This is a genomic window from Pseudomonas sp. SDO5522_S412 (genome assembly GCF_054071215.1).
The window spans coordinates 1-19,779 of the sequence record NZ_JBSVWQ010000061.1 but is presented as its reverse complement, the minus strand read 5'-3'; the positions used below and the strand labels follow the sequence as shown (position 1 = coordinate 19,779).

At 62.9% G+C, this 19,779-nt stretch carries 20 protein-coding genes; 9 read left to right on the top strand and 11 right to left on the bottom strand.

The window, feature by feature from the left end:
- Positions 1 to 6: 6 nt before the first annotated feature.
- From ACW9I6_RS15290 to ACW9I6_RS15250, 9 genes are all read right to left on the bottom strand, one after another.
- Complete coding sequence (locus tag ACW9I6_RS15290) at positions 7 to 879, bottom strand: sulfurtransferase (RefSeq protein ID WP_177122587.1); 873 nt, start codon at positions 877 to 879, stop codon at positions 7 to 9.
- A complete protein-coding gene (locus ACW9I6_RS15285; protein WP_177023002.1) occupies positions 876 to 1,994 on the bottom strand; it encodes a phosphotransferase in 1,119 nt (372 codons plus the stop codon). Before ACW9I6_RS15285 ends, ACW9I6_RS15290 begins: the two co-directional genes overlap by 4 nt.
- Positions 1,991 to 2,911, bottom strand: a complete 921-nt coding sequence (locus ACW9I6_RS15280; RefSeq protein WP_008433142.1) for an ABC transporter substrate-binding protein — start codon at positions 2,909 to 2,911, stop codon at positions 1,991 to 1,993. Before ACW9I6_RS15280 ends, ACW9I6_RS15285 begins: the two co-directional genes overlap by 4 nt.
- 147 nt (positions 2,912 to 3,058) lie before the next feature.
- On the bottom strand, positions 3,059 to 3,451 hold the full coding sequence (locus ACW9I6_RS15275) for a Rid family hydrolase (protein WP_003208292.1): 393 nt from the start codon (positions 3,449 to 3,451) through the stop codon (positions 3,059 to 3,061).
- 8 nt (positions 3,452 to 3,459) lie between these two features.
- Positions 3,460 to 4,809, bottom strand: a complete 1,350-nt coding sequence (locus ACW9I6_RS15270) for an MFS transporter (protein WP_008433139.1) — start codon at positions 4,807 to 4,809, stop codon at positions 3,460 to 3,462.
- Positions 4,810 to 4,900: 91 nt separating this feature from the next.
- Complete coding sequence (locus ACW9I6_RS15265; RefSeq protein ID WP_003208289.1) at positions 4,901 to 5,614, bottom strand: SDR family NAD(P)-dependent oxidoreductase; 714 nt, start codon at positions 5,612 to 5,614, stop codon at positions 4,901 to 4,903.
- Between the two features lie 13 nt (positions 5,615 to 5,627).
- Positions 5,628 to 6,911, bottom strand: coding sequence for a flavin-containing monooxygenase (locus ACW9I6_RS15260; RefSeq protein WP_102369480.1), 1,284 nt, complete (start codon positions 6,909 to 6,911; stop codon positions 5,628 to 5,630).
- 111 nt (positions 6,912 to 7,022) lie between these two features.
- Complete coding sequence (locus tag ACW9I6_RS15255) at positions 7,023 to 7,949, bottom strand: LysR family transcriptional regulator (protein ID WP_003208286.1); 927 nt, start codon at positions 7,947 to 7,949, stop codon at positions 7,023 to 7,025.
- Positions 7,950 to 8,008: 59 nt separating this feature from the next.
- Positions 8,009 to 9,214, bottom strand: a complete 1,206-nt coding sequence (locus tag ACW9I6_RS15250; protein WP_102369479.1) for a DUF1835 domain-containing protein — start codon at positions 9,212 to 9,214, stop codon at positions 8,009 to 8,011.
- Between the two features lie 193 nt (positions 9,215 to 9,407).
- Between ACW9I6_RS15250 and ACW9I6_RS15245 the strand changes: the two genes are divergently transcribed.
- From ACW9I6_RS15245 to ACW9I6_RS15235, 3 genes are all read left to right on the top strand, one after another.
- Entirely contained in the window at positions 9,408 to 9,872 is a 465-nt protein-coding gene (locus ACW9I6_RS15245; RefSeq protein WP_003208282.1) for a metallophosphoesterase family protein, read from the top strand.
- 231 nt (positions 9,873 to 10,103) lie between these two features.
- Entirely contained in the window at positions 10,104 to 10,781 is a 678-nt protein-coding gene (locus ACW9I6_RS15240) for an ABC transporter ATP-binding protein (RefSeq protein WP_177042366.1), read from the top strand.
- Positions 10,778 to 11,572 (top strand): ABC transporter permease, encoded by a 795-nt coding sequence (locus tag ACW9I6_RS15235; RefSeq protein ID WP_003208279.1) that lies wholly within the window; start codon positions 10,778 to 10,780, stop codon positions 11,570 to 11,572. The genes ACW9I6_RS15240 and ACW9I6_RS15235 overlap by 4 nt, the downstream gene beginning before the upstream one ends.
- 61 nt (positions 11,573 to 11,633) lie before the next feature.
- Here the strand turns inward: ACW9I6_RS15235 and ACW9I6_RS15230 are convergent, their stop codons facing one another.
- Positions 11,634 to 12,680: an L-idonate 5-dehydrogenase gene (locus ACW9I6_RS15230; RefSeq protein WP_177045343.1), complete on the bottom strand. Its 1,047-nt coding sequence runs from the start codon at positions 12,678 to 12,680 to the stop codon at positions 11,634 to 11,636.
- A 13-nt stretch (positions 12,681 to 12,693) separates the two neighbouring features.
- A complete protein-coding gene (locus tag ACW9I6_RS15225) occupies positions 12,694 to 13,467 on the bottom strand; it encodes a glucose 1-dehydrogenase (protein WP_457339505.1) in 774 nt (257 codons plus the stop codon).
- 191 nt (positions 13,468 to 13,658) lie between these two features.
- Between ACW9I6_RS15225 and ACW9I6_RS15220 the strand changes: the two genes are divergently transcribed.
- The 6 genes from ACW9I6_RS15220 (at position 13,659) to ACW9I6_RS15195 (ending at position 19,703) form a co-directional block, all read left to right on the top strand.
- Positions 13,659 to 14,531, top strand: coding sequence for a LysR family transcriptional regulator (locus ACW9I6_RS15220; RefSeq protein ID WP_003208273.1), 873 nt, complete (start codon positions 13,659 to 13,661; stop codon positions 14,529 to 14,531).
- A gap of 125 nt (positions 14,532 to 14,656) precedes the next feature.
- A complete protein-coding gene (locus ACW9I6_RS15215; RefSeq protein ID WP_003208271.1) occupies positions 14,657 to 15,277 on the top strand; it encodes a glutathione S-transferase family protein in 621 nt (206 codons plus the stop codon).
- A gap of 167 nt (positions 15,278 to 15,444) precedes the next feature.
- Entirely contained in the window at positions 15,445 to 16,362 is a 918-nt protein-coding gene (locus ACW9I6_RS15210) for a LysR family transcriptional regulator (protein ID WP_003208270.1), read from the top strand.
- Complete coding sequence (locus tag ACW9I6_RS15205) at positions 16,362 to 17,261, top strand: LysR family transcriptional regulator (protein WP_457339504.1); 900 nt, start codon at positions 16,362 to 16,364, stop codon at positions 17,259 to 17,261. The genes ACW9I6_RS15210 and ACW9I6_RS15205 overlap by 1 nt, the downstream gene beginning before the upstream one ends.
- Before the next feature lie 2 nt (positions 17,262 to 17,263).
- A complete protein-coding gene (locus ACW9I6_RS15200) occupies positions 17,264 to 18,229 on the top strand; it encodes a flavin-nucleotide-binding protein (protein WP_457339503.1) in 966 nt (321 codons plus the stop codon).
- A gap of 133 nt (positions 18,230 to 18,362) precedes the next feature.
- Positions 18,363 to 19,703, top strand: coding sequence for a PQQ-dependent sugar dehydrogenase (locus ACW9I6_RS15195; RefSeq protein ID WP_087692536.1), 1,341 nt, complete (start codon positions 18,363 to 18,365; stop codon positions 19,701 to 19,703).
- Positions 19,704 to 19,779 lie beyond the last annotated feature (76 nt).

Here is a 19,779-nt window from a genome sequence, read left to right as displayed (position 1 = left end):
AAGGCGTCAGGCCGGAGCTGCTCCGGTAGTCATTGGTAAGCGTGCGTCGGCGGCCCATTCCTGCAGCGAGCCGTCGTAGAGTGCGAGGTCCTGGCGACCCAGCAGGGTCAGGGCCAGGGCGTTGGCCGCCGCGGAAATTCCGCCGCCGCAGTACAGAATCAATGGACCGTCGCCGTGCAGCAGCGTGGGTCCGATAGCCACGGCCAGGGCGTCCTTGGGCAGGTAGCGACCCTGTGCATCAAACAGCGTGCGTGCCGGCAGGTTGTGGCTGCCGGGAATGTGCCCGCGCCGGGCGTAGCGGGTGGCTGCGGTGCCGTCGAACAAGGCGCTGCCCAACGCGCAGACGAGTACGCCGGGTGCTTGTCCTGCGGCCACCGCCTCAACGCCTGCGCGGTCGATCCACAGTGGTGCGTATGTGCTGATCGGCCAGGGTTCGACGACGGGTGTGTTTGCAGGCTGCCCGCTGTGCTGCGGTAACCCCGCCCGTTGCCAGGCGTTGAAACCACCGTCCAGCACGCCGGCGTGAATGCCCAGCCCGCGCAGCATCCACCACAGGCGTGCGGCCCAGAAACCGTCGGCGCGATCGTAGATCACCACGTTGCTGCCGACGCCTGTACCCAGATTCGCCAGTGCCTGAATCAGGGCTTGTGGTGTTGGCAGGGCGAAGCTGTAGCTCGCTTGAACGTCGGCCAGATCGGTCAGCAAGTCGGCATGCCGTGCGCCGGGGATATGTGCGTGCAGCCAACCGGCATGACCGCTGGCGACCCGGTAATCACCGTCAAAACGCGGGGACGGCAGGACGACGGTGGCGTCCAGTATCACCAGCCCGGGCTCCCCGAGGTGAGCATGCAGCCAATCGGTATCGACCAGGATACTCATACGGATTTTCGCCGCAGGTGGTTGAGCAATCGTTGCCCCTGGGCACCGGCAAACCACTGCAGATGGCCCAGCAGGTAGGCGTGATAGGCCACGTCGGCACTGCGGGTGGAACCCACTACGCCTTGGTAGTACGCGATTTCGGACAGGGCAAAATCCACATGCACCAACGGCAGCAGGGCGCTCAGGGTGTGCAGGTCCTGGGCGCTCAATGGCCGGCCCCGGTGATAGCCGGTGAGCAATGCGTCGACGCTGTCGAGGTCCGCTGCTGCCAGGCCACCGCTGTCCAGGTCCAGCCAGGGCACGGCGTTGCGTTCGATGGCGGTCGCCAGGTCGTAGAGGGCGAAGGTGCGGTCGGCGAGGCCGAAGTCCAGCACGCTGGCGACGTTGCCGTCTGCATGCCACAGCAGGTTCGAGGCGTGCCAGTCGTTATGGGTCCAGAGCGCCGGTTGTTGGTGCAGCAAGGGTTGCAGGGGCGCGTGCCAGGGCAACAGCAGCTCGGTCAGCCGTGCGTGCCAATCCTTGTCGGCGAGGTACTCGGTCAGCGCGGGGGTGTTGGCGATCGCGGCCAGTGGCGCGGGTTGTTCGATCACCCGGGCGTTGGCCAGCAGCACTTCTGTTTGACGGCGGGGTGCGCTGTAGTGCTCGGCTGCCAGGTGCAATCGAGCCAGCGCCACACCCGCCGCCTGCGCATGTTGAGTGCTTTGGAAGGGCGACCACGACAGCGCATCGCGGTACAGGTCAAGGCCCTCGGCGACATGGTGAATCTCGTAGGTCCATTCACCTTGCGTCGTGGCCGTTGCACCGTGGCGGTTCGGCACCACTGCGGCAACCGGTGCGCCGTGGCGATGCAGGTGGGCGATCAGGCGGTGTTCTTCTTCCAGCCATGCGGCTTGGCGCACGTGCCGGTGATGCCGTTTGACGAACAGGGTGGCGCTGCCGGTATTGATCAGCCCGGCAGCGGAGAACGGTCGCGGGCTGTGCCAATGCAAACTGCGCAGTTGACCCAGTTGCGGGTACTCGTGCAGCAGCTGTTGGATATCTGCTTCGTGCAGCGCTGGCCAGTCGGCAGCTACCGGATCAAGCCCCAGGCCATGGGCGGTGCGTTGTGGATTCATGCCGTCGCCCCGGGCAGATAGGCGTTGCTGGTTGCCCCTTGCCACACCTGCGGATTGTCGAGCACCGCGTGCTCGTGCAGCCACTCGGCATAAGGTTTCAGCAGCGCCTGGCGTTGCTCGCCCCAACGACCGTCATGCAGCCAGGTCGGAGCGATTTTGTGCAGGGATGCGCTGAGCAATTCCGCCGGGAAATACGGTGTAGTGTGCTCATAGGCTGCCAGCGCGATGGCTGGCTCTTCGGCCACGGCGAGATAGCCACGGGCAGTGGCCGCGAGGAAATCACGCACCAACCCGGGCTGCTCGGCGAGGGTTCGTTCGTGGGCGCCCAACAGGTAGCTGTGATACGCCGGTGCGCCAATCTGATCCACCGGCAACACCACCCGGCGTTCTGCTTCGATTGGGCTGTGCATCAACGCTTCCCAGGCCCAGTAGCCGCCGAAACTGGCATCGGCGATGCCTTCGGCCAACTGTTCGGGCCGCAACTCACGCACGCCGCTGTCCACCAGGATCACGCCATCGGGGTCGCCACCGTCGTTGCTCACCAGGTGACGCACCATCGCCAAACCCCGTGGCGTGGGGTTGAGCGCCAGGCGCTTGCCCACCAGGTCTCGTGGGCGGCGGATGCCGGAGTCGGTCAGGGTTTGAATCGACTCAAGGCCCGCATGATTGATCGCCGCGATGCCTTGCAGGGCTTGCCCCCGGCCGCGCCGGACCAGCAGGCGGTTGCTGGGGAAAATGCCGAAGTCCGCCGCGCCGGTCAGCAGGTGTTCAAGGGTGTCGCCACGGTAGGGGTCGTGCACCACCAACTCCACATCCAGGCCCAGCTCGGCGTACCAGCCGCGTTCCCGCGCCAGGTACAAACCCGCCGAATTCGGCCAGGGATGAAAGTACTCCAGCATTACCTTTACCGACACCATCGCTTGCTTCTCCAGCCTGCAGTCTTTTGATGGGGGCGATTTATAAGGGAGCAATCTGGTATATACCAATATCGTTTGTTGCTATGGATATAACCGGGACCAAAAAAAACCGCGGCCCAAGCCGCGGTTTTTTACTCATCGCCTGGGTCAATCGGCAACGATGGCGTACGTTTCGATTTCGACTTTCTGCCAGGGGCGCAGCATCGAATCCACCTGAATCAGGCTGCTGGCCGGGCGAATGGCGTCGAACACCTCGCTGTGTGCCTTGGCGACGGAGGCGGCATCGTTGATATCCCGCAGGTAGACCACGGTGCGCACTACGTCTTCAGGGCCCATGCCCGCCTCGGCCAACACCTTGTTGACGGTGACGAGGATGGCCTGGGCCTGTTCGTAAGCATTGCTGTGTTCGTAATCGGGTGAGGCGCAGGTGCCGGAGATGTGCAGGTGGTTGCCCACGCGAACGGCGCGGGAATAACCGAACACGTTTTCGTACTGACCGCCCGAGGAAATAGTTTGCCGCGCTGTGGTTTTACTGGTCATGGTGGTTCTCATGTTGGGAGGGGTTTACCGGTGGAGTCCTTGACGAACAGGATCGAAATCAGGCCGACCACGGCACCGCCGATCAGGTACCAGGCGGGAATCATCTGGTTGCCGGTGATCGATATCAGCCAGGTATTGATCAGCGGGGCCGTGCCTCCGAACAGCGAGACCGCGACGTTGTAGCTCAAGGCGAGGGCGCTGTAGCGCACGCGGGCCTTGAACAGCGAAGTCATGGTGGCCGGCATCGCTCCTTCAAAAAACAACTGGGCGAGGGTCAGGATCAGCAGGGCGGCCAGCAGCAACCCGACACTCTGGGTATGCAGCAGCATGAAGCAGGGGAACGCCATGACGATCAGCAGCACGCAGCCGGTAATGATCATCCGGTTCCGGCCCAGTCGGTCGGCCAGCAAGCCTGAAACCGGGATCAACACCAGCATGAACAGCGTCGCGGCCATCCCCAGGTTCCTGGCGAACGTATTGCTGTACCCGAGTACGTTTTCCAGATAACCCGGGATGTACCCGAGGATGATGTAGTAGGTCACGTTGAACACGGTGACCAGGCCCATGCATTGCAGGATTTTCGGCCATTCGTTGACCAGTAAGCTGAACAGGCTGGGTTCGGCGCCCGTCGCCTTTCGCAGTTTTTCGTTGGCCTGGATTTCCTTGAACACTGGTGTTTCTTCCAGGCCAAGGCGCAAGTAGAGGGCGATCAGGCCGAGCAGGCCGCCAATCGCAAAGGGCACGCGCCAGCCCCAGTCCTGCATGGCTTGTTCGCCCAGGCCCAGGGTAAACAGGCTGACCACTGCACCGCCCAGCAGGAACCCGGAGATATTGCCGAATTCCAGCCAACTGGTGAAAAAGCTGCGTCGCTCGTCCGGCGAATGCTCGGCGATGAACGTGCAGGAGCCGCCGTACTCGCCACCCGCCGACAGGCCCTGGAGCAGACGCATGAGAATCAACAGGACGGGCGCAAACAGGCCGATGCTCGCGTAACTCGGGATCAAGGCAATGGCGAAGGTTGCGACGGCCATCAGCGTGATGCTCAGCGACAGCGCCGTGCGCCGGCCAAACTTGTCGCCAATGGGACCGAATACCAGGCTGCCCAGTGGCCGAATCAGGAAGCCCGCCGCGAAGGTGGCGTAGATCGCCATCAACTGGGTGGTCGGGTTGTCGTTGTGGAAGAACGTCTTGCCGATGATGCCGGCGAGAGAGGAGTAGAGCGCAAAGTCGAACCATTCGACCATATTGCCCAGTGTCACGCCGACGACCGCTTTGGTCAGCCGTTTGCGTGAGGGTTCAGCCGATGCACGGTCGGCGGGAAACCCTTGATGAATCGAGGAAGCGTGAACTTCGCCCATGATATTGCCCTCTGGAATAATTGTAGTGAGGCAGCAGTCAATAGGGAGTGGCAGGCCCACGTCTGATGCGCGGGGCCTGCGGAGGCTGGGGTCATCGCATATACACGCCCCCGGCGATGCACAATGATTCGCCTGTTATGTAGGAGGGTTTGGCGCTCAGTTGCCAGACCCAGTCGGCGATTTCTTCGACCCGCGCGGCGCGTTTCAAGGGGATCGATTCGATGGCGGCCTCGATGCGCCCGCCGGCACGGGTGCCTTCGGTGTCCACCCAGCCCGGGGCCAGTGCGTTGACCACAATATTGTCGCCGGCCAGTTCGATGGCCAGGGAGCGGGTCATCGACACCACAGCAGCCTTGGAGGCGCTGTAGAGCAACTGGTTTTTCGACACGGTGAACGCATCCACCGAGGCGAAGAACACGATAGCGCCTCCGCCGGCGGCTTTCAGGTGACGGGTGCCGATACGTGCGATGTTCAGTGAGCCCAGCACGTTGATGTCGAATATCTTGCGGTACAGCGCTTCGCTGAAGCTATCCAGGGATGACGTGGGAAAGATCCCCGCCGCATTCACTACGGCTCGCAGCGGTGCCTTGCCGTCCAGGGCGGCATCGAGGGTACGGGCCAGTGTGGCCTCCTGGGTGATGTCGCCGACCACTGGCGAAAACAAGGGGCTCGCCGGCTGTGTGCTGGGTGTTACGTCCACAGCGACGACGTGCCAGCCTTCGGCCTGAAAGCGCTGTGCGACGGCCTGGCCCATGCCCGAGGACGTCCCGGTGACGATAACGCTGGAGTGCGGTGCAGTGTTCATAAGGGCTATCCGATCAGGCGTATTGAGGAAGAGGGGTGCCGGGTTGCAGAGCCAGTTCCAGCACATCCAGTTGGCGCTGGGTGTCCTGGTAGTTGCTCAGCCATTCGCGCTTGACGATATCGATGCGTGAGTCGGCCGGCTGCAACTGGGCAAACTTCGCCGCCAGGCCTTGCATGCCACGCTCGCGCAGGGTGAGAAAGCGCATCACTAGCCGGGTCTGCTCGCAATACACCGGCCATTGCGGGCCACGTGGGGCGCCCAGGCCGATGTAGAACAGGCCTTCCAGGTTGGTCGGCAAGGTCATCGCGGCGGTACGCAGCGGAACACCGTCGCGCCATTGCAGCAGGCGTTCATCGAGGAACGGCAGGCGCGTGTTGAAACCGGTAGCCCAGACGATGGTGTCGTAATCGACCTGGCTGCCATCGGTGAACGTGACAGTCTTGCCCTGGATGCTCTCGATACCCGGTGCGACCTTGATTCGGCCGTGCTGGATCCAGTACAGCAGCAAGGTGTTGACCACCGGCGGTTGCGCATCCAGGTCGTAGGTATCCGGTGCCGGTAGCCCGGGGTAATTCTTGTGGGTGCCGACGCTGGCCATGATCAGCATGTTCATGAGCATGTTCTGCTGTTCTGGCGGCAATTGCCCCAGCAGCGGCAGCTCGCCCCGGGGCAGGCCGAACAGGGTCTTGGGCTGGAACAGCTGGCCGCGTCGGATCGCAATGGTGGTGTCCAGGCGAGCCTGGGCGGCATCCACTGCGAGGTCGCATCCGGAGTTGCCAAACCCCACCACCAGCACCTTGCCTTGCACCTGCTGCACGTTGCGGTATTCGCCGGAGTGAATCGACACGCCGGTGAACCCCTTGCTTACTTGCGGGATCTTGCAATCCCACAGGTGACCGTTGGCCACCAGCACGCCGCTGTAGTGTTTGTGGGTGCCGTCTGCCAGGGTCACCTGCCAGCCCGCTTCGCCGTTCTCGTCCAGGGGCTTCAGGCTGCGCACTTCGGTGTTGAAGGTGATCTTTTCGCGCAGGCCGAAGGTGTCGGTGTAGGCGTTCATGTACGCCTTGACCTGATCGCGGCTCGGGTACACCGGATAGTCAGCGGGCATCGGGAACCCGTCAAAGAAGGAACTGCTCTTGGGGGTGATCAGGTGCAAGGCATCGTAGTCGCTGTTCCAGTGACCGCCGATGTTCGCGGACTTTTCGAAGCAGTCCACCTCGAAACCGGCGTCGGTCATGGTCTTCAGCGCCGCCAGCCCTGCGGCCCCGGCACCAATGATGCAGTAGTGATTGGACATGCTGGCTCCCCATTCAAGCGCCTGTTGTGGCGTCGCTGGCTGGAGTATCCCGCTCGGCAAGAGGTGGATGAATGGGCTAAGTCATGTGTTTCCTATAGGTGATCCCTATGGCTAGAGCGTCTCCAGGTGCGCATACAGGTTCTGGATGCGGCTCAAGTGGCTGCGCATCAGGTTGATCAGCACCCGGGTGGGCGGCGAAATAGGCGTGTCGTGGCGATGGATAAAGCCGAATACCTCGAAGATCGCCGGGCTGATCGGCACCCAGCCCAAGCGATCATTGAAGCCCAGCTGATGCAGGATCGGGCGCGTGGCAATCACATCGCCGAGCCCGCGCGCAGCCAGCTCGAAGCCGGTGATCTGGTGCTCCACTTCGATGATCGGGTCCAGCACCTCGCCGCCCTTGGACGCCAATTGCCCCAACAACCGGCGAATCGGGTCGGCGGTGCGCCAGCGCGCCTCGGTGAGAATCAACGGTGCCACCGCCAGGTCGCTGATGGTTTTCGGGCCCTTGAGTCGCTCCGGGTCGGCACTGATATAGCCGACCTGGGCCGACCAGACCGGCTCGCTGACGGTCAGGTTCTGCTGCTTGATCGGCAGCATCACCAGCCCCGCTTCAATTTCGCCCTGGCTCACCAGCTCGGCGATTTCCGAGGAGTTGTAGCCGACGATCTTGATCCGCATATCCGGGTGCTGGGTGCGGAACTGCTCGATCAGGTCCGTGAGGAAATAGTGGTGGGCGGTGCCGAAGGTGCCAAAACTGGCCACGCCACCGGACAGTTCACGCACAGCCTGCACCGCTTCATAGCCCTGGCGTGCTGACGTCACCATGCCTTGTGCAAATGGCTGCAGGCGGCGTCCGGCTTCGGTGAGCATCAGTCGGCGATTGGTGCGGATGAACACGTGGGTACCCAGGTGCTCCTCCAGCCGCAGGATCTGCTCGGACAATGAGGGTTGGGAAATATGCAGGCTTTCCGCCGCCTTGGAGAACGTACCGTGCTCGATGGCGGCGAGAAAGTAGTTGAGCTGTTGTAAGGTCATCGCGCTGAACCGTTACCTGTTTGGCTCAACATGACACAGATCAAAGCTGTCGCGAAGAATCAATCACGCCATACGGGCATGCCATGTTCGTCAATTGTCCAGTGCGGGTGGCGCGGTCGCAGGCAGACGCCACCCACCCAGCGTTCTTCCGTTGCATGATCCGGCCAGTAGGCTGCGCCGTTCAGAACCTGGCGACCCAGCGCAGTCAGCGCCAACACCCGCTGCGGCCATGGCAACTGGGCCCCGGACTCGATCAACAGGGGATTCTCGCCATCGATCAACGGCCGCATCAGCGCATGAAACATCATGTCTCCCAGGTACGGCAGCGGTTCACGCTTGCCCATCAGCTCGGCGAACACCCGGCCAAACGGCACCGGCCCGGCTTCATCCACGTATTGCAGGGACAGGCGCTCGGTCAGGGACAAACCGTCCTGCACACCTGGTAACTCCTGCAACTGTCGGCGCAATGCCGGGGCCAGGAAGGGCAGGGAGGTGGAGCTACTCCGGGCCAGTTCCGCCAGCTTGATCGGCGAGCTGGCGCAATACGCCAGCCAGGCCTGTCGCGCCAGTTGCAGCATGTCCTCGTCGACCTGTCGGCGCTGCGGCCACAACCACGCCAATACTTCAGGCGCCAGTTGGCCGATGCCGATAAAACGCTGCACGCCGGGGATACGATCGACTTCGATCAACTCCAGTTTTTCAGGCAGATGCTCAAGCCCAGCCAGCGCGCGAATCAGGAACAACTGATCGTACGCATCCGCCTCACACCACAACACGCTGTGGCCGGCGCTGCCCAGTTGTTCAAGATGGTGATATTCGTCCGCATGCCGGCGCGCCACTTCGGCCTCATCCATGGCAAACACCTGGCTGATATAGCGGCTGCGAACGGCCTGGTATTGCTCGGCAGGCAGGTCCTGCACCGGGCCCATGCACAATGGGTCAATCAGCATCCGGAAGCGGCCCTTGAACCCCGCCACGCCCAGGCTGTGGGCGATATCATTGCCGCAGCGCCAGTGGGTGGTGCGGGCTTCATCGCTGGCGTCGAAACCTGGATGGCGGGCGGCAAAATCCACCGCATCGACGTGGGCCTTGAGCTTGGGCCAGCTGGGAAAACCGAGTTCCTTGGCGATCGACCATTGGGCATCGGATAAGGTCGGGGTTGCGGCGGCATCGGCGCTTTTCAGGCGCTGCAAAAGTTCCTTGGCGCGCTTGCGTTGCTGCTCAAGGTTGATACGGCCGTTAGTGGACGAGAATGATTGCGACATACGATCTCCTTGTACAAACCTTGTCCGCTTTAAGGTTGGGAGTCGTAGAAATGTGATATTCAGTCAAGGTCTTGGGCGCAGCCCTTTCCGCGGATGGTGGCGTAGATGGCGCCAGGCGGGAAATATAGGCAGTGCAATGATTGATTGCAAGCCGCCCGGTGGATCGCGCCGGGGTTTTGCACAGGAGACGTTCATGAAAGTTGGTGTGATTTCCGATACCCACGGCTTGCTCCGTGCCGAGGCCCTGGCGGCCCTGGAAGGGTGCGAGCAGATTGTTCACGCCGGGGACATCGGTAGCCCGGAGATCCTTGAGTTGCTGGCCTCGATTGCGCCATTGCATGTGGTGCGCGGCAATAACGACCTCGATGCCGCGTGGGCAGAGCATTTGGCTGACCGGCTGGATTTTGACTTGAACGGCTGGCGGGCGTTGCTGGTGCATGACATTGCCGATGTGCCGAAGGAGCTTGATCCGGGCATCCGGCTGGTGATCACTGGCCACTCTCACAAACCATTGATCGAGTGGCACGGCGAGCGGCTGTTTCTCAACCCTGGCAGTGCAGGGCGGCGACGTTTCAAGTTGCCGGTGACCCTGGCGTTGCTTGAGGTGCGCGAGAAATCCATCAAGCCGCGCCTGGTGTCGCTGGAGCCCAAGCGCTGAAGAACGCTGAGGCGAGGGAGCTTGTTGTGGTGAGGGAGCTGCTGTGGTGAGGGAGCTTGCTCCCGCTGGGCTGCGCAGCAGCCCCAAGAAATTAACGGTGTTTTTTCAGGTGTATCGCAGTGGCTTTATTGGGGCCGCTTCGCAGCCCAGCGGGAGCAAGCTCCCTCGCCACGGGGGACGTGCCCTGTCTTACCATTTGCGTCTGAATCAGGAACAAGGATCATCAACGCCATGAGCGTATTAGTCGAAACCCGGGCGCTCACGCGGATGGACGAGCGCCGCCAGCTGCAACTGCTGCAGCCCACGAACTTCCAGTTGCACCGCGCCGACCGCATCTCCATCACCGGCTCGTCCGGCTCCGGCAAAAGTGTATTCCTTCGGGCACTCGCCTTGCTCGACGCGCCGACCTCAGGGGATATCCTCTGGAACGGGCAGCCCATCGCCAACGCGCAAGTCCCGCAGTATCGCAGCCGCATCAGCTACCTCTCCCAACGCCCGGCGCTGATCGAAGGCACGGTGGAAGACAACTTGCGTTTCCCCTACAGCCTCAAGGCCTTGCATCACCTGAGTTTCGACCCGCAGGCGGTCAAGGCGCTGCTGGCCCACGCGGGCAAGGAGTCGGGCTTTCTGGCAAAAAATGCCGGGGATTTATCCGGTGGTGAGTCCCAGGTGGTGTCACTGATCCGTACCCTGCAACTGAATCCCGATGTGTTGTTGCTGGACGAACCTACCGCCGCTCTTGACCCGGCCTCGTCCGGGGAGGTCGAGGCGTTGATCAGTGCCTGGGCCGAAGCGGATAGCGCTCACGCCTATATCTGGGTGTCCCACGACCTTGAGCAGGCGCAACGCATGAGCACCACCCATTTGCATATGGACGCCGGCGTGCTGACGGGGGCCGTGCAGCCATGAATTATCACGACCTCACGGCACTGGACATGGCCATCGCCGCCTCGCTGATCCTGATCAACGGTGCGCTGTCGCTGTTGTTGCGGCTGGGGCTGGAGCGTCAGCTGTTCTGGGCGGCTGTGCGCACGGTGGTGCAGTTGTTGGCGATCGGTTACCTGCTGGGCTGGGTCTTTGAATTTGCCTACTGGTATGTGGTGCTGCCGCTGATGTGCCTGATGACTCTGATCGCCGGGCTCTCGGCTGCCGGGCGTGGGAAGCGGACCTATGCGGGGCAGCGGGCCGACAGTATTGTGTCGGTGTGGGGCAGTTCCTGGTTGGTGACGGCTGTTGGCCTGTTCGCGATTATCCGGATTCACCCGTGGTACGAGCCGCAGTATGCGATTCCGATCCTTGGGATGATTCTGGGTAATACGCTTACCGGGGTGTCTCTGGGGATTGAGCGTATGACTCAGGAGCTGACCTCCGGCCGCAATACCATCGAGATGATTCTGGCCCTCGGTGGTTCACGCTGGGAGGCGGCGCAGGATGCGATTCGCCAGGCTGTGCGGGCCGGGATGATTCCGACGCTGAACCAGATGACGGTGGTGGGGATTGTGAGCTTGCCGGGGATGATGACTGGCCAGGTGCTGGCCGGGGAAAGTCCGGTGGACGCGGTGCGTTATCAGATTGTGATTATGTTTTTGATCGCTGCGTCGTCGGCGTTGGGCACGGTAGGTGCGGTGTTGCTGACCTACCGTCGACTGTTTTCAGCCAGCCATCGTTTCCTGCGGTTCAGGCTCGAAGAGCGGGTGTAGCGCAGGCGCTATCGGATCCCCAAAATGCACCGCAACCCTGTGGGAGCTGTCGAGATCCGGTTCAATCACCCACACCAAAATCCAGCAACACCTTCATCGCCTGGCTCTTGTCCGCCGCCAGTTCAAACGCCTGCACCGCCTCGCTGAACGGCACGGTGTGGGAGATCACCGGACGCACATCAATCACCTGGCGATTGAGCAAATCCACCGCCTGGGCAAACTCCGAATGGAAGCGGAAGGTGCCCCGCAAGTCGATCTCCCTGCTCACCAGCATATTCAACGGCAGCGAGACCTCGCCACCCAGACCGACCGTCACCAGCACGCTGCGCGGGGCCATGCACTCCAGGCCGTTGCGCAGGGCCTGGGCGCTGCCGGAGACTTCGAACATCACGTCGAAGTAGCCTTTTTCGGCGGTATACCGCTTCAACGCGTCGGCGTCTTCCGCCAGGTTATGAGTACGGCTGGCGCCCATTTTTTCGGCGCAGGCCAAGGGCCCGGCGGCCAGGTCCACCGCAACAATTTCCCCCGCGCCCGCTGCCCGCAGGCTACCGATCAACAGGTTGCCGATGGGCCCGCACCCGGTGACCAATACCCGTTTGCCGAACACCACCCCGGCACGCTGGATGGCATGCAAACCCACAGACAACGGTTCAGCCATTGCACCCTCGGCAAGGCTCACATGATCGGCCAGCAGATGCGCCTGGTGCGTTTCGATCACCAGGCTTTGTTGAAACGCACCCTGCACGTGAGGGAAGGGCATCGCGCTGCCGTAGAAACGCATGTTCAGGCAATGGTTCGGCAGCCCTTGATGGCAATAATGGCAACCCCCGCAAGGCCGCGACGGCGAGACCGACAAGCGTTGGCCAATCTTGAACGGCCCGTCTTCACGGCCTACCGCCTCGATCACCGCCGATACTTCGTGGCCGAGCACCATCGGCTCGCGCAACCGCACGGTGCCGAAGCCGCCGTGCTGGTAGTAATGCAGGTCCGAGCCGCAGATCCCGCCCCGGGCAATGCGCACCCGCAGTTGGTCGGGCGTCAGTGCCTGGGGTTCGGTTTGCGGTTCTACCCGCAGGTCTTTCGAGGCATGGCAGACAATCGCGTGCATGAAATTCTCCAGGTTACAGCGAGGCGGTGATGCCACCGTCCACGTACAGGATATGACCGTTGACGAAACTTGCCGCGTCGCTGGCAAGGAATACCGCAGCGCCCGCCAGTTCGGCGACGTCACCCCAGCGCCGGCTCGGTGTGCGCTGCACCAGCCAGTCGCTGAATTCGGGGTTGGCCACCAGGTTGGCGTTCAGTTCGGTCTTGAAATAGCCGGGGCCGATGCCATTGACCGTCAGCCCGTGGGGGCCCCAGTCGATGGCCATGCCTTTGGTGAGCATTTTCAGCGCGCCTTTGCTGGCGGCATACGGGGCGATGCCCGGGCGCCCCAGTTCGCTTTGCACCGAGCAGATATTGATGATGCGCCCCCGCTTGCGCGGGATCATCGCCCGGGCCACGGCCTGGCCGACCAGGAAGGCGCTGTCCAGGTTGGTGCTCATCAACTCGCGCCAGTGGGTTTCGCTGTACTCCTCCAGCGGCCCGCGACGTTGCATGCCCGCGTTGTTGACGAGGATGTCCAGCGGGCCCAGGCGCTCTTCGATCTCCGCCACGGCGGCCAACACCGCCGCGCCGTCGGTGACATCGAACGCCTGGGTGTGCACCTCCAGGCCTTCCGCCGCCAGCAACGCGGCACTGTCACGCAAGGTGCTGCGGTTGCGCCCGTTGAGCACTACCCGTGCGCCAGCCTGGGCCAGGCCACGGGCGATGGCCAGGCCGATGCCGGCGCTGGAGCCGGTGATCAAGGCCAGGCGGCCGTCGAGGCGGAAACTGTCTAAAACACGCTGCATGGGGCGATCTCCGAAGACTGAGACAGGTGATCAACACTATCAATCCGAGTGCGGGGCGCCGCTCTCATTGTTATACGTCAAACCCTGTCATATCGTGCATCACGGGCTTTACTTCAGCGCAGCCAGGGCCCGGCGTCCAATTTTCATTTGTGATGGGGTGATCAATAACCGTGATAACCGGAGCCAACCTGATGGAACTCAAGCACCTGCGCGCCTTTGTCGTGCTCGCCCAGGAACTGCATTTCGGCCGGGCGGCCGCGCAGTTGTCGATCGTGCAACCGGCGCTGAGCATGCAGATCAAACTGCTCGAAAGCGGCCTGGGCGTGCGCCTGCTCGACCGCAACCGGCACTCGGTCACACTGACGGAAGCCGGGCGGGTGTTTCTGCCGGAAGCCCTCGCCACCCTGCACCAGGCTGCCCGCGCCGCCGATGCCGCCCGGGCTTCGAACCGCGGGGAGATCGGCCGGGTGCGCCTGGGGTTTGTCTCGTCGGTATTGCCGCAATTGCTGCCCGGGTTGATTCGTGCGGTGCACCAGCGCTACCCGCGAATTGAACTGGAGCTCAAGGACATGCCCGGCCCGGATCAGGCGGCTGCGTTGAAAAACGGCCAGCTGGATTTCGGCCTGATGCGTTTGCCGGCGGCCTATCCCGGCGTGCAGACCCTTGAGGTGCTGCAGGAAAGCTTCGTGGTCGCCTTGCCCGGCGAGCATCCGTTGGCGACCCAGGAAACCATTCAGCCGACGGACTTGCTCAAGGTGCCGGTGTTCATCCTGGCCCGGCGTTATGCACCGGGTTTCTACGATGAATTCGTGCAGGCGATGGGCGTGCCGCTGGAGATCGCCTCCGAACTCGGCGAGTTCACCACCATGCTGGCGCTGGTCTCGGCCGGGCTGGGTGTGGGTGTGTTGCCGCTGCAGGCGGCCCGGGCGCTGCCGGCCAATTGCGTGTCCAGGCACCTGGCGTTGGGGGCGTTCCGGGCCAGGACCGGCCTGGCGTGGACCGAGCTCGACAGCCCGGTGAAAACCACCCTGTTCAACCTGATCGACGAGTTGTTTGGCGATTGATTGTTTCATCCGGTGAAATGCTGGATTGTAAAAACTGGCTATTCTGCTGCGTGCCGTAGCGGAGGAACATAAGCGTTATCGACCCGATCACCGGGTCGAGTCCCTGGCACATCGCGGAGCCCGTCATGATCAAACTGTACCGTTACCCCTTGTCTGGCCATTCCCACCGGGTTGAGTTGATGCTGTCGCTGCTGGGCGTGCCCGCTGAGCGGGTGCACGTCGATCTGAAGCAAGGCGCGCACAAAACCCCTGAGTTCCTGGCCACCCTCAACAGCTTCGGCCAGGTGCCGGTGATCGATGATAACGGCGTGGTGCTGGCGGACTCCAACGCGATCCTGGTGTACCTCGCCGGCCAATATGGCACCGCCCAGTGGCTGCCGACCGAGCCTTTGGCCCAGGCCCGTGTGCAGCGTTGGCTCTCGGCTGCGGCAGGACCACTGCACACCGGGCCGGCTGCGGCGCGATTGATCACTGTGTTCGGTGCCGCGCTGGATGCCGAGGCGACCATCAGCCGCTCCCACGCATTCCTCAAAGTGGTAGAGCACCAGTTGGAGCAGAGTCGTTTTCTCACTGGTGACCTGCCGACGATTGCCGATATCGCGCACTACACCTACATCGCCCATGCGCCGGAGGGGAATGTCGCGCTGGACGACTATCCGCAGGTTCGCGCCTGGCTGGGCAGTATCGAGGCGCTGCCGGGTTTTATCGGTATGCAACGCACGGCTGTGGGCTTGGCCAAGGCTTGAAGATTTTTGTGGCGAGGGAGCTTGCTCCCGCTGGACCGGGTTGGCGCGCCAGTGCGAAGCGCTCCCAGGATTTTGGGGCCGCTACGCAGCCCGGCGGGAGCAAGCTCCCTCGCCACAACCGCTCCCAAGCCACTGGTTTGGTGGACCACATTCGATTAAGGGGACTCATGGACCGTTTCCAGGAAATGCAGATTTTCCTCGCCGTCGCCGAAGAACAGGGCTTTGCCGCGGCGGCCCGGCGCCTGAATATCTCGCCCCCCAGCGTGACCCGCGCGATTGCCGCGATGGAGGCGCGTATTGGCACCCAGTTGCTTTCGCGCACCACCCGCAGCCTGCACCTGAGCGAGGCCGGCCAGCGTTACCTGGACGATTGCCGGCGCATCCTCGCGGAGTTGACTGAGGCCGAAGAAGCGGCAGCAGGCAGCTTCTCGATCCCGTGGGGGCACCTGACGGTCACCGCGCCGGTGTTGTTCGGCGAGTTGTTCGTCGCGCCAATCCTGGGGGAGTACCTGGACCTGTTTGCCCAGGTCAGCATCAACGCCTTGCTGGTGGACCGTGTGGTCAACATGACCGATGAAGGCGTCGATGTGGCCGTGCGCATCGGGCATTTGCAGGAACCCGGCCAGCAGGCGATCAAGGTCGGCGAGGTGCGTCGCGTAGTGTGCGCGGCGCCGGCTTACCTTGAGCGGCACCGGCCACTGCACCCCGGGCAACTGCGTGAGGCGAAGATTGTCACGTCGTCTTCCAGCCAGTTGGTCAGCGAATGGCAGTTCAGGGAAGGCGGCCAGCCGTTGAGCGTGGCCGTTGAGCCGCGCCTGGTAGTCACCGCCAACAACGCGGCGATCAACCTCGCGCGCCTGGGCTGGGGCGTCACACGGGTGTTGTCTTATCAGGTGGCCAGCGATGTGCGTGCAGGCGCACTGGAGATCATCCTGCAAGACTTCGAACCGCCGGCCTTGCCGATCCATGTGGTGTTCCAGAACAACGCCCGGGTACCGGCGAAGGTCAACACGTTCGTGGATTTTCTGGTCAGCCGGCTGGGGCAGGATGCTGCGCTCAACCCATCGATGCAGCGGCCGGCCTGATGGACCGTTATCGCGACATGCAGATCTTCCAGGCGCTGTCCCGGCAGCCGAGCCTGGCCGCGGCAGCCCGCTCCCTGGGCATCTCGGGGCCCACTGTGATCCGCGCGATTGACCGGCTGGAGACGCGCTTGCGGGTGCCATTGGTACAGCGCAGCACCCGGGGCATTCGCCTCACCGAAGCCGGGGCGACGTTCATGGCCGACTGTTCGCGGATCCTTGACGGCGTGAGCGCCGCCGAAGCGTCTGCCCAAGGCTCGCATGCGCAGGCCGAGGGAAACCTGCGGGTGTTTTTTCCGTTGCTGTTCAGCCGTTATGTGATGGCGCCGCTGTTGGCCGGCTACCTGGAGCGCTATCCCGGAGTCCGCCTGTTTGCCCATTACCACGATCATTATCCGAACCTGAATGAAGACGGCCTGGACGTGGCAGTCCTGGTGGGGGAACTGCCCGGTTCATCCCTGATTGCCCGGCCCGTGGGCCATGTGCGCAACATCGTCTGTGCCAGCCCCGGCTATCTGCAAAGCCATGGCGAACCGGTGCAACCGGAGGCGCTCAAGGAGCATCGGCTGGTCGCCAGCCAGGCGTATTCGAATTGGGTGCAGTGGGATTTCCAGGGCGCCAGCATCAAGGCCCGGGCGCGTCTCGGTTGCACCACGGTGCAGGGCGCGATCAATGCGGCGGTGCAGGGCGCAGGGTTGATCCGGTGCTTGAGCTACCCGGTGCACGAGCACCTGGCGAGCGGGCAACTGTGTCGAGTATTGCAGGCCTATGAACCGCCGCCGCTGCCGGTGCATGTGGTCTACCGCGAAGGGCGCAACGCTTCGATGCGGGTGCGCAGTTTTGTCGATTTCAGCGTGGCGGCATTGCGTGAACATCCGGCGTTTCATTCACCGAGGGCTTGATCATGAATCACCAGGACGCGTCCCCCGTTTCGCCATGGCATGCCGGCGAGCGGCAGTTGCAGCAAAGTGCCGGCGTGGCCGAGCGCATGGAGGTGATCGGCGCGAAGGTGATACGGGATCACTTGCCGGAGCAGCATCGGGCTTTTTATGAGTTGTTGCCCTATCTGGTGGTGGGGGCCGTGGATGAGCAGGGGCTGCCCTGGGCCACGCTGCTGGAGGGCACGCCGGGGTTTGCGTATTCGCCGGACCCCTACAGCTTGCGTATCGACAGCCTGCCTGCGGAGAGTGACCCCGCCGGGAGCGGGCTGCAACAAGGCGCGTCGGTCGGGCTGTTGGGCATTGACCTGAATACGCGGCGGCGTAATCGCATGAACGGGGTTATCGGGGCTGCCGGCGTCGACGGTTTTACTGTGGCGGTGGTGCACACGTTTGGAAATTGCCCGAAGTACATCCAGTTGCGTGCGGTGGACCCGGGGGCCCGGGGGCAGCGCGCTGCTAAAGGTATTGTGCGGCGCGCGAACTCGCTCGATGACGCTGACCGGGCGCTGATTCGCAGCGCTGATACGTTTTTCGTCGCCAGCTATGTGGACCTGGAAGGAGATGCGGCCAAGCGTTCGGTGGACGTTTCACACCGAGGCGGCAACAGTGGGTTTGTGCGGTTGGAGGGAGAGGTGCTGACGATTCCCGATTTTACCGGCAACTCGTTTTTCAACACCTTGGGCAATGTGCAGGTCAACCCGGTTGCGGGCTTGCTGTTTGTGGATTTTGCTACGGGTGATGTGTTGCAGGTGGCCGGGCGGGCCGAGGTGATTCTTGAAGGAGATGAAGTGGCCACGTTCGAGGGGGCTGAGCGGTTGTGGAAGGTGACCGTGGAACACGTGGTCCGAAGGGATGCGGCGCTGGCGCTGCGTTGGCAGTTCGAGGGGTTTTCTCCCTACAGCCTGGCGTTGGGGCCTTGGAAAGCCTGAGAGTGCTGCCGAGCCACTCGTGCGACTGAGTTAAAACTCAATTGCGCGGTAGGCGGTGTTTGGTGTCGGGGAATGACGCGATACTCCGTCGGGTTTTTGCCTGCCCGATAAAGGGCTGTCCCGAGGTTTCCCAATGAATGCACCAAGCCGCCTTGCGCTGCTGATCACCGCCACGGCTGCCCTCAGCGCCTGTGGCGATTCCTCCAAACTGCCGTTTCAGGCCGGTGTGGGGCCAAGCCCGCAACTGCCCGAACCCACTGCATCACTGATCCCGACACTCAAGGTTTCCAAGGCTGTCGGCTGGCCCGGTAATGCCCAGCCAACGGCGCCCGATGGGTTCACGGTAACGGCGTTGGCCGCGGACCTTGACCATCCGCGCTGGGTGTACACCTTGCCCAATGGCGACGTGCTGGTAGCCGAGAGTAACCATCCGCCCATGCCTGAAGGTGCCACGGACGGCGGCACGGGTTTGCTCGCCTGGGCGCGTCGTACCGCGATGGGGTTTGTGATGGGGCGGGTCGGTGCCGATACGCCGAGCGCCGACCGGATCACGCTGCTGCGGGACGCCGACGGTGATGGGCGTGCCGAGGTGAAGAGTGAGTTTCTCGGTGGGCTGACGTCGCCGTTTGGCATGGCGTTGGTGGGGGATGAGTTGTATATCGGCAATGCCGATGCGGTGGTCAAGGTGCCTTATGTTCGGGGCCAGACTCACATCGATGCCGTGCCGGTGAAGGTCACTGATCTGCCGGCCGGGATCAATCATCACTGGACCAAAAACGTCCTGGCCAATCCTGAGGGTACCAAGCTTTATGTGACCGTCGGGTCCAACAGCAATGTGGGTGAGAATGGGCTTGACGCCGAGGAAGGGCGTGCTGCGATCTGGGAGTTGGATCTTGCCAGTGGGCAGAAGCGTCTGTTCGCCAGTGGGTTGCGCAATCCCAATGGGCTGGCGTGGAAACCCGGCTCTACGCAGTTGTGGACGGTGGTCAACGAGCGCGACGAGATCGGCAGCGATCTGGTGCCGGATTACCTGACGTCGGTGCGGGACGGCGCGTTCTACGGTTGGCCGTGGAGTTATTACGGGGCTCACGTTGACAGCCGGGTGCAGCCGCCGCGTCCGGACAAGGTCGCCCAGGCGATTGCACCGGACTACGCGCTGGGGACTCACGTTGCGCCGTTGGGCCTGACTTTTTCCGATGCGCGGGGGATGCCAGCGGTGTTTGCCGATGGGGTGTTTGTGGGGGAGCATGGATCCTGGAACCGTAATCCGCAGGCGGGGTACAAGGTGGTGTTTATTCCGTTCCGGGACGGAAAGCCGTCGGGTGTGCCTGTTGATTTCCTGACTGGGTTTTTAAATGGTGATGGAGAGGCTCAGGGGCGTCCGGTGGGTGTAGCGTTGGACGGGCAGGGCGCGTTGCTGGTGGCGGATGATGTGGGGAACAAGGTGTGGCGGGTGGCGCGGGTAAGGCCTTAGGGTTTTGCTCTTACAGCGGCTCACGGTCCACTGTAGGAGCTGGCTTGCCGGCGATGGCATCAACTGGGTGTACCTG

What these genes read in the sequence shown, in the direction of transcription:
- ACW9I6_RS15290 (WP_177122587.1), bottom strand. Translation starts at nt 879, where the DNA reads ATGAGTATCCTGGTCGATACCGATTGGCTGCATGCTCACCTCGGGGAG.
- ACW9I6_RS15285 (WP_177023002.1), bottom strand. Translation starts at nt 1,994, where the DNA reads ATGAATCCACAACGCACCGCCCATGGCCTGGGGCTTGATCCGGTAGCT.
- ACW9I6_RS15280 (WP_008433142.1), bottom strand. Translation starts at nt 2,911, where the DNA reads ATGGTGTCGGTAAAGGTAATGCTGGAGTACTTTCATCCCTGGCCGAAT.
- ACW9I6_RS15275 (WP_003208292.1), bottom strand. Translation starts at nt 3,451, where the DNA reads ATGACCAGTAAAACCACAGCGCGGCAAACTATTTCCTCGGGCGGTCAG.
- ACW9I6_RS15270 (WP_008433139.1), bottom strand. Translation starts at nt 4,809, where the DNA reads ATGGGCGAAGTTCACGCTTCCTCGATTCATCAAGGGTTTCCCGCCGAC.
- ACW9I6_RS15265 (WP_003208289.1), bottom strand. Translation starts at nt 5,614, where the DNA reads ATGAACACTGCACCGCACTCCAGCGTTATCGTCACCGGGACGTCCTCG.
- ACW9I6_RS15260 (WP_102369480.1), bottom strand. Translation starts at nt 6,911, where the DNA reads ATGTCCAATCACTACTGCATCATTGGTGCCGGGGCCGCAGGGCTGGCG.
- ACW9I6_RS15255 (WP_003208286.1), bottom strand. Translation starts at nt 7,949, where the DNA reads ATGACCTTACAACAGCTCAACTACTTTCTCGCCGCCATCGAGCACGGT.
- ACW9I6_RS15250 (WP_102369479.1), bottom strand. Translation starts at nt 9,214, where the DNA reads ATGTCGCAATCATTCTCGTCCACTAACGGCCGTATCAACCTTGAGCAG.
- ACW9I6_RS15245 (WP_003208282.1), top strand. Translation starts at nt 9,408, where the DNA reads ATGAAAGTTGGTGTGATTTCCGATACCCACGGCTTGCTCCGTGCCGAG.
- ACW9I6_RS15240 (WP_177042366.1), top strand. Translation starts at nt 10,104, where the DNA reads ATGAGCGTATTAGTCGAAACCCGGGCGCTCACGCGGATGGACGAGCGC.
- ACW9I6_RS15235 (WP_003208279.1), top strand. Translation starts at nt 10,778, where the DNA reads ATGAATTATCACGACCTCACGGCACTGGACATGGCCATCGCCGCCTCG.
- ACW9I6_RS15230 (WP_177045343.1), bottom strand. Translation starts at nt 12,680, where the DNA reads ATGCACGCGATTGTCTGCCATGCCTCGAAAGACCTGCGGGTAGAACCG.
- ACW9I6_RS15225 (WP_457339505.1), bottom strand. Translation starts at nt 13,467, where the DNA reads ATGCAGCGTGTTTTAGACAGTTTCCGCCTCGACGGCCGCCTGGCCTTG.
- ACW9I6_RS15220 (WP_003208273.1), top strand. Translation starts at nt 13,659, where the DNA reads ATGGAACTCAAGCACCTGCGCGCCTTTGTCGTGCTCGCCCAGGAACTG.
- ACW9I6_RS15215 (WP_003208271.1), top strand. Translation starts at nt 14,657, where the DNA reads ATGATCAAACTGTACCGTTACCCCTTGTCTGGCCATTCCCACCGGGTT.
- ACW9I6_RS15210 (WP_003208270.1), top strand. Translation starts at nt 15,445, where the DNA reads ATGGACCGTTTCCAGGAAATGCAGATTTTCCTCGCCGTCGCCGAAGAA.
- ACW9I6_RS15205 (WP_457339504.1), top strand. Translation starts at nt 16,362, where the DNA reads ATGGACCGTTATCGCGACATGCAGATCTTCCAGGCGCTGTCCCGGCAG.
- ACW9I6_RS15200 (WP_457339503.1), top strand. Translation starts at nt 17,264, where the DNA reads ATGAATCACCAGGACGCGTCCCCCGTTTCGCCATGGCATGCCGGCGAG.
- ACW9I6_RS15195 (WP_087692536.1), top strand. Translation starts at nt 18,363, where the DNA reads ATGAATGCACCAAGCCGCCTTGCGCTGCTGATCACCGCCACGGCTGCC.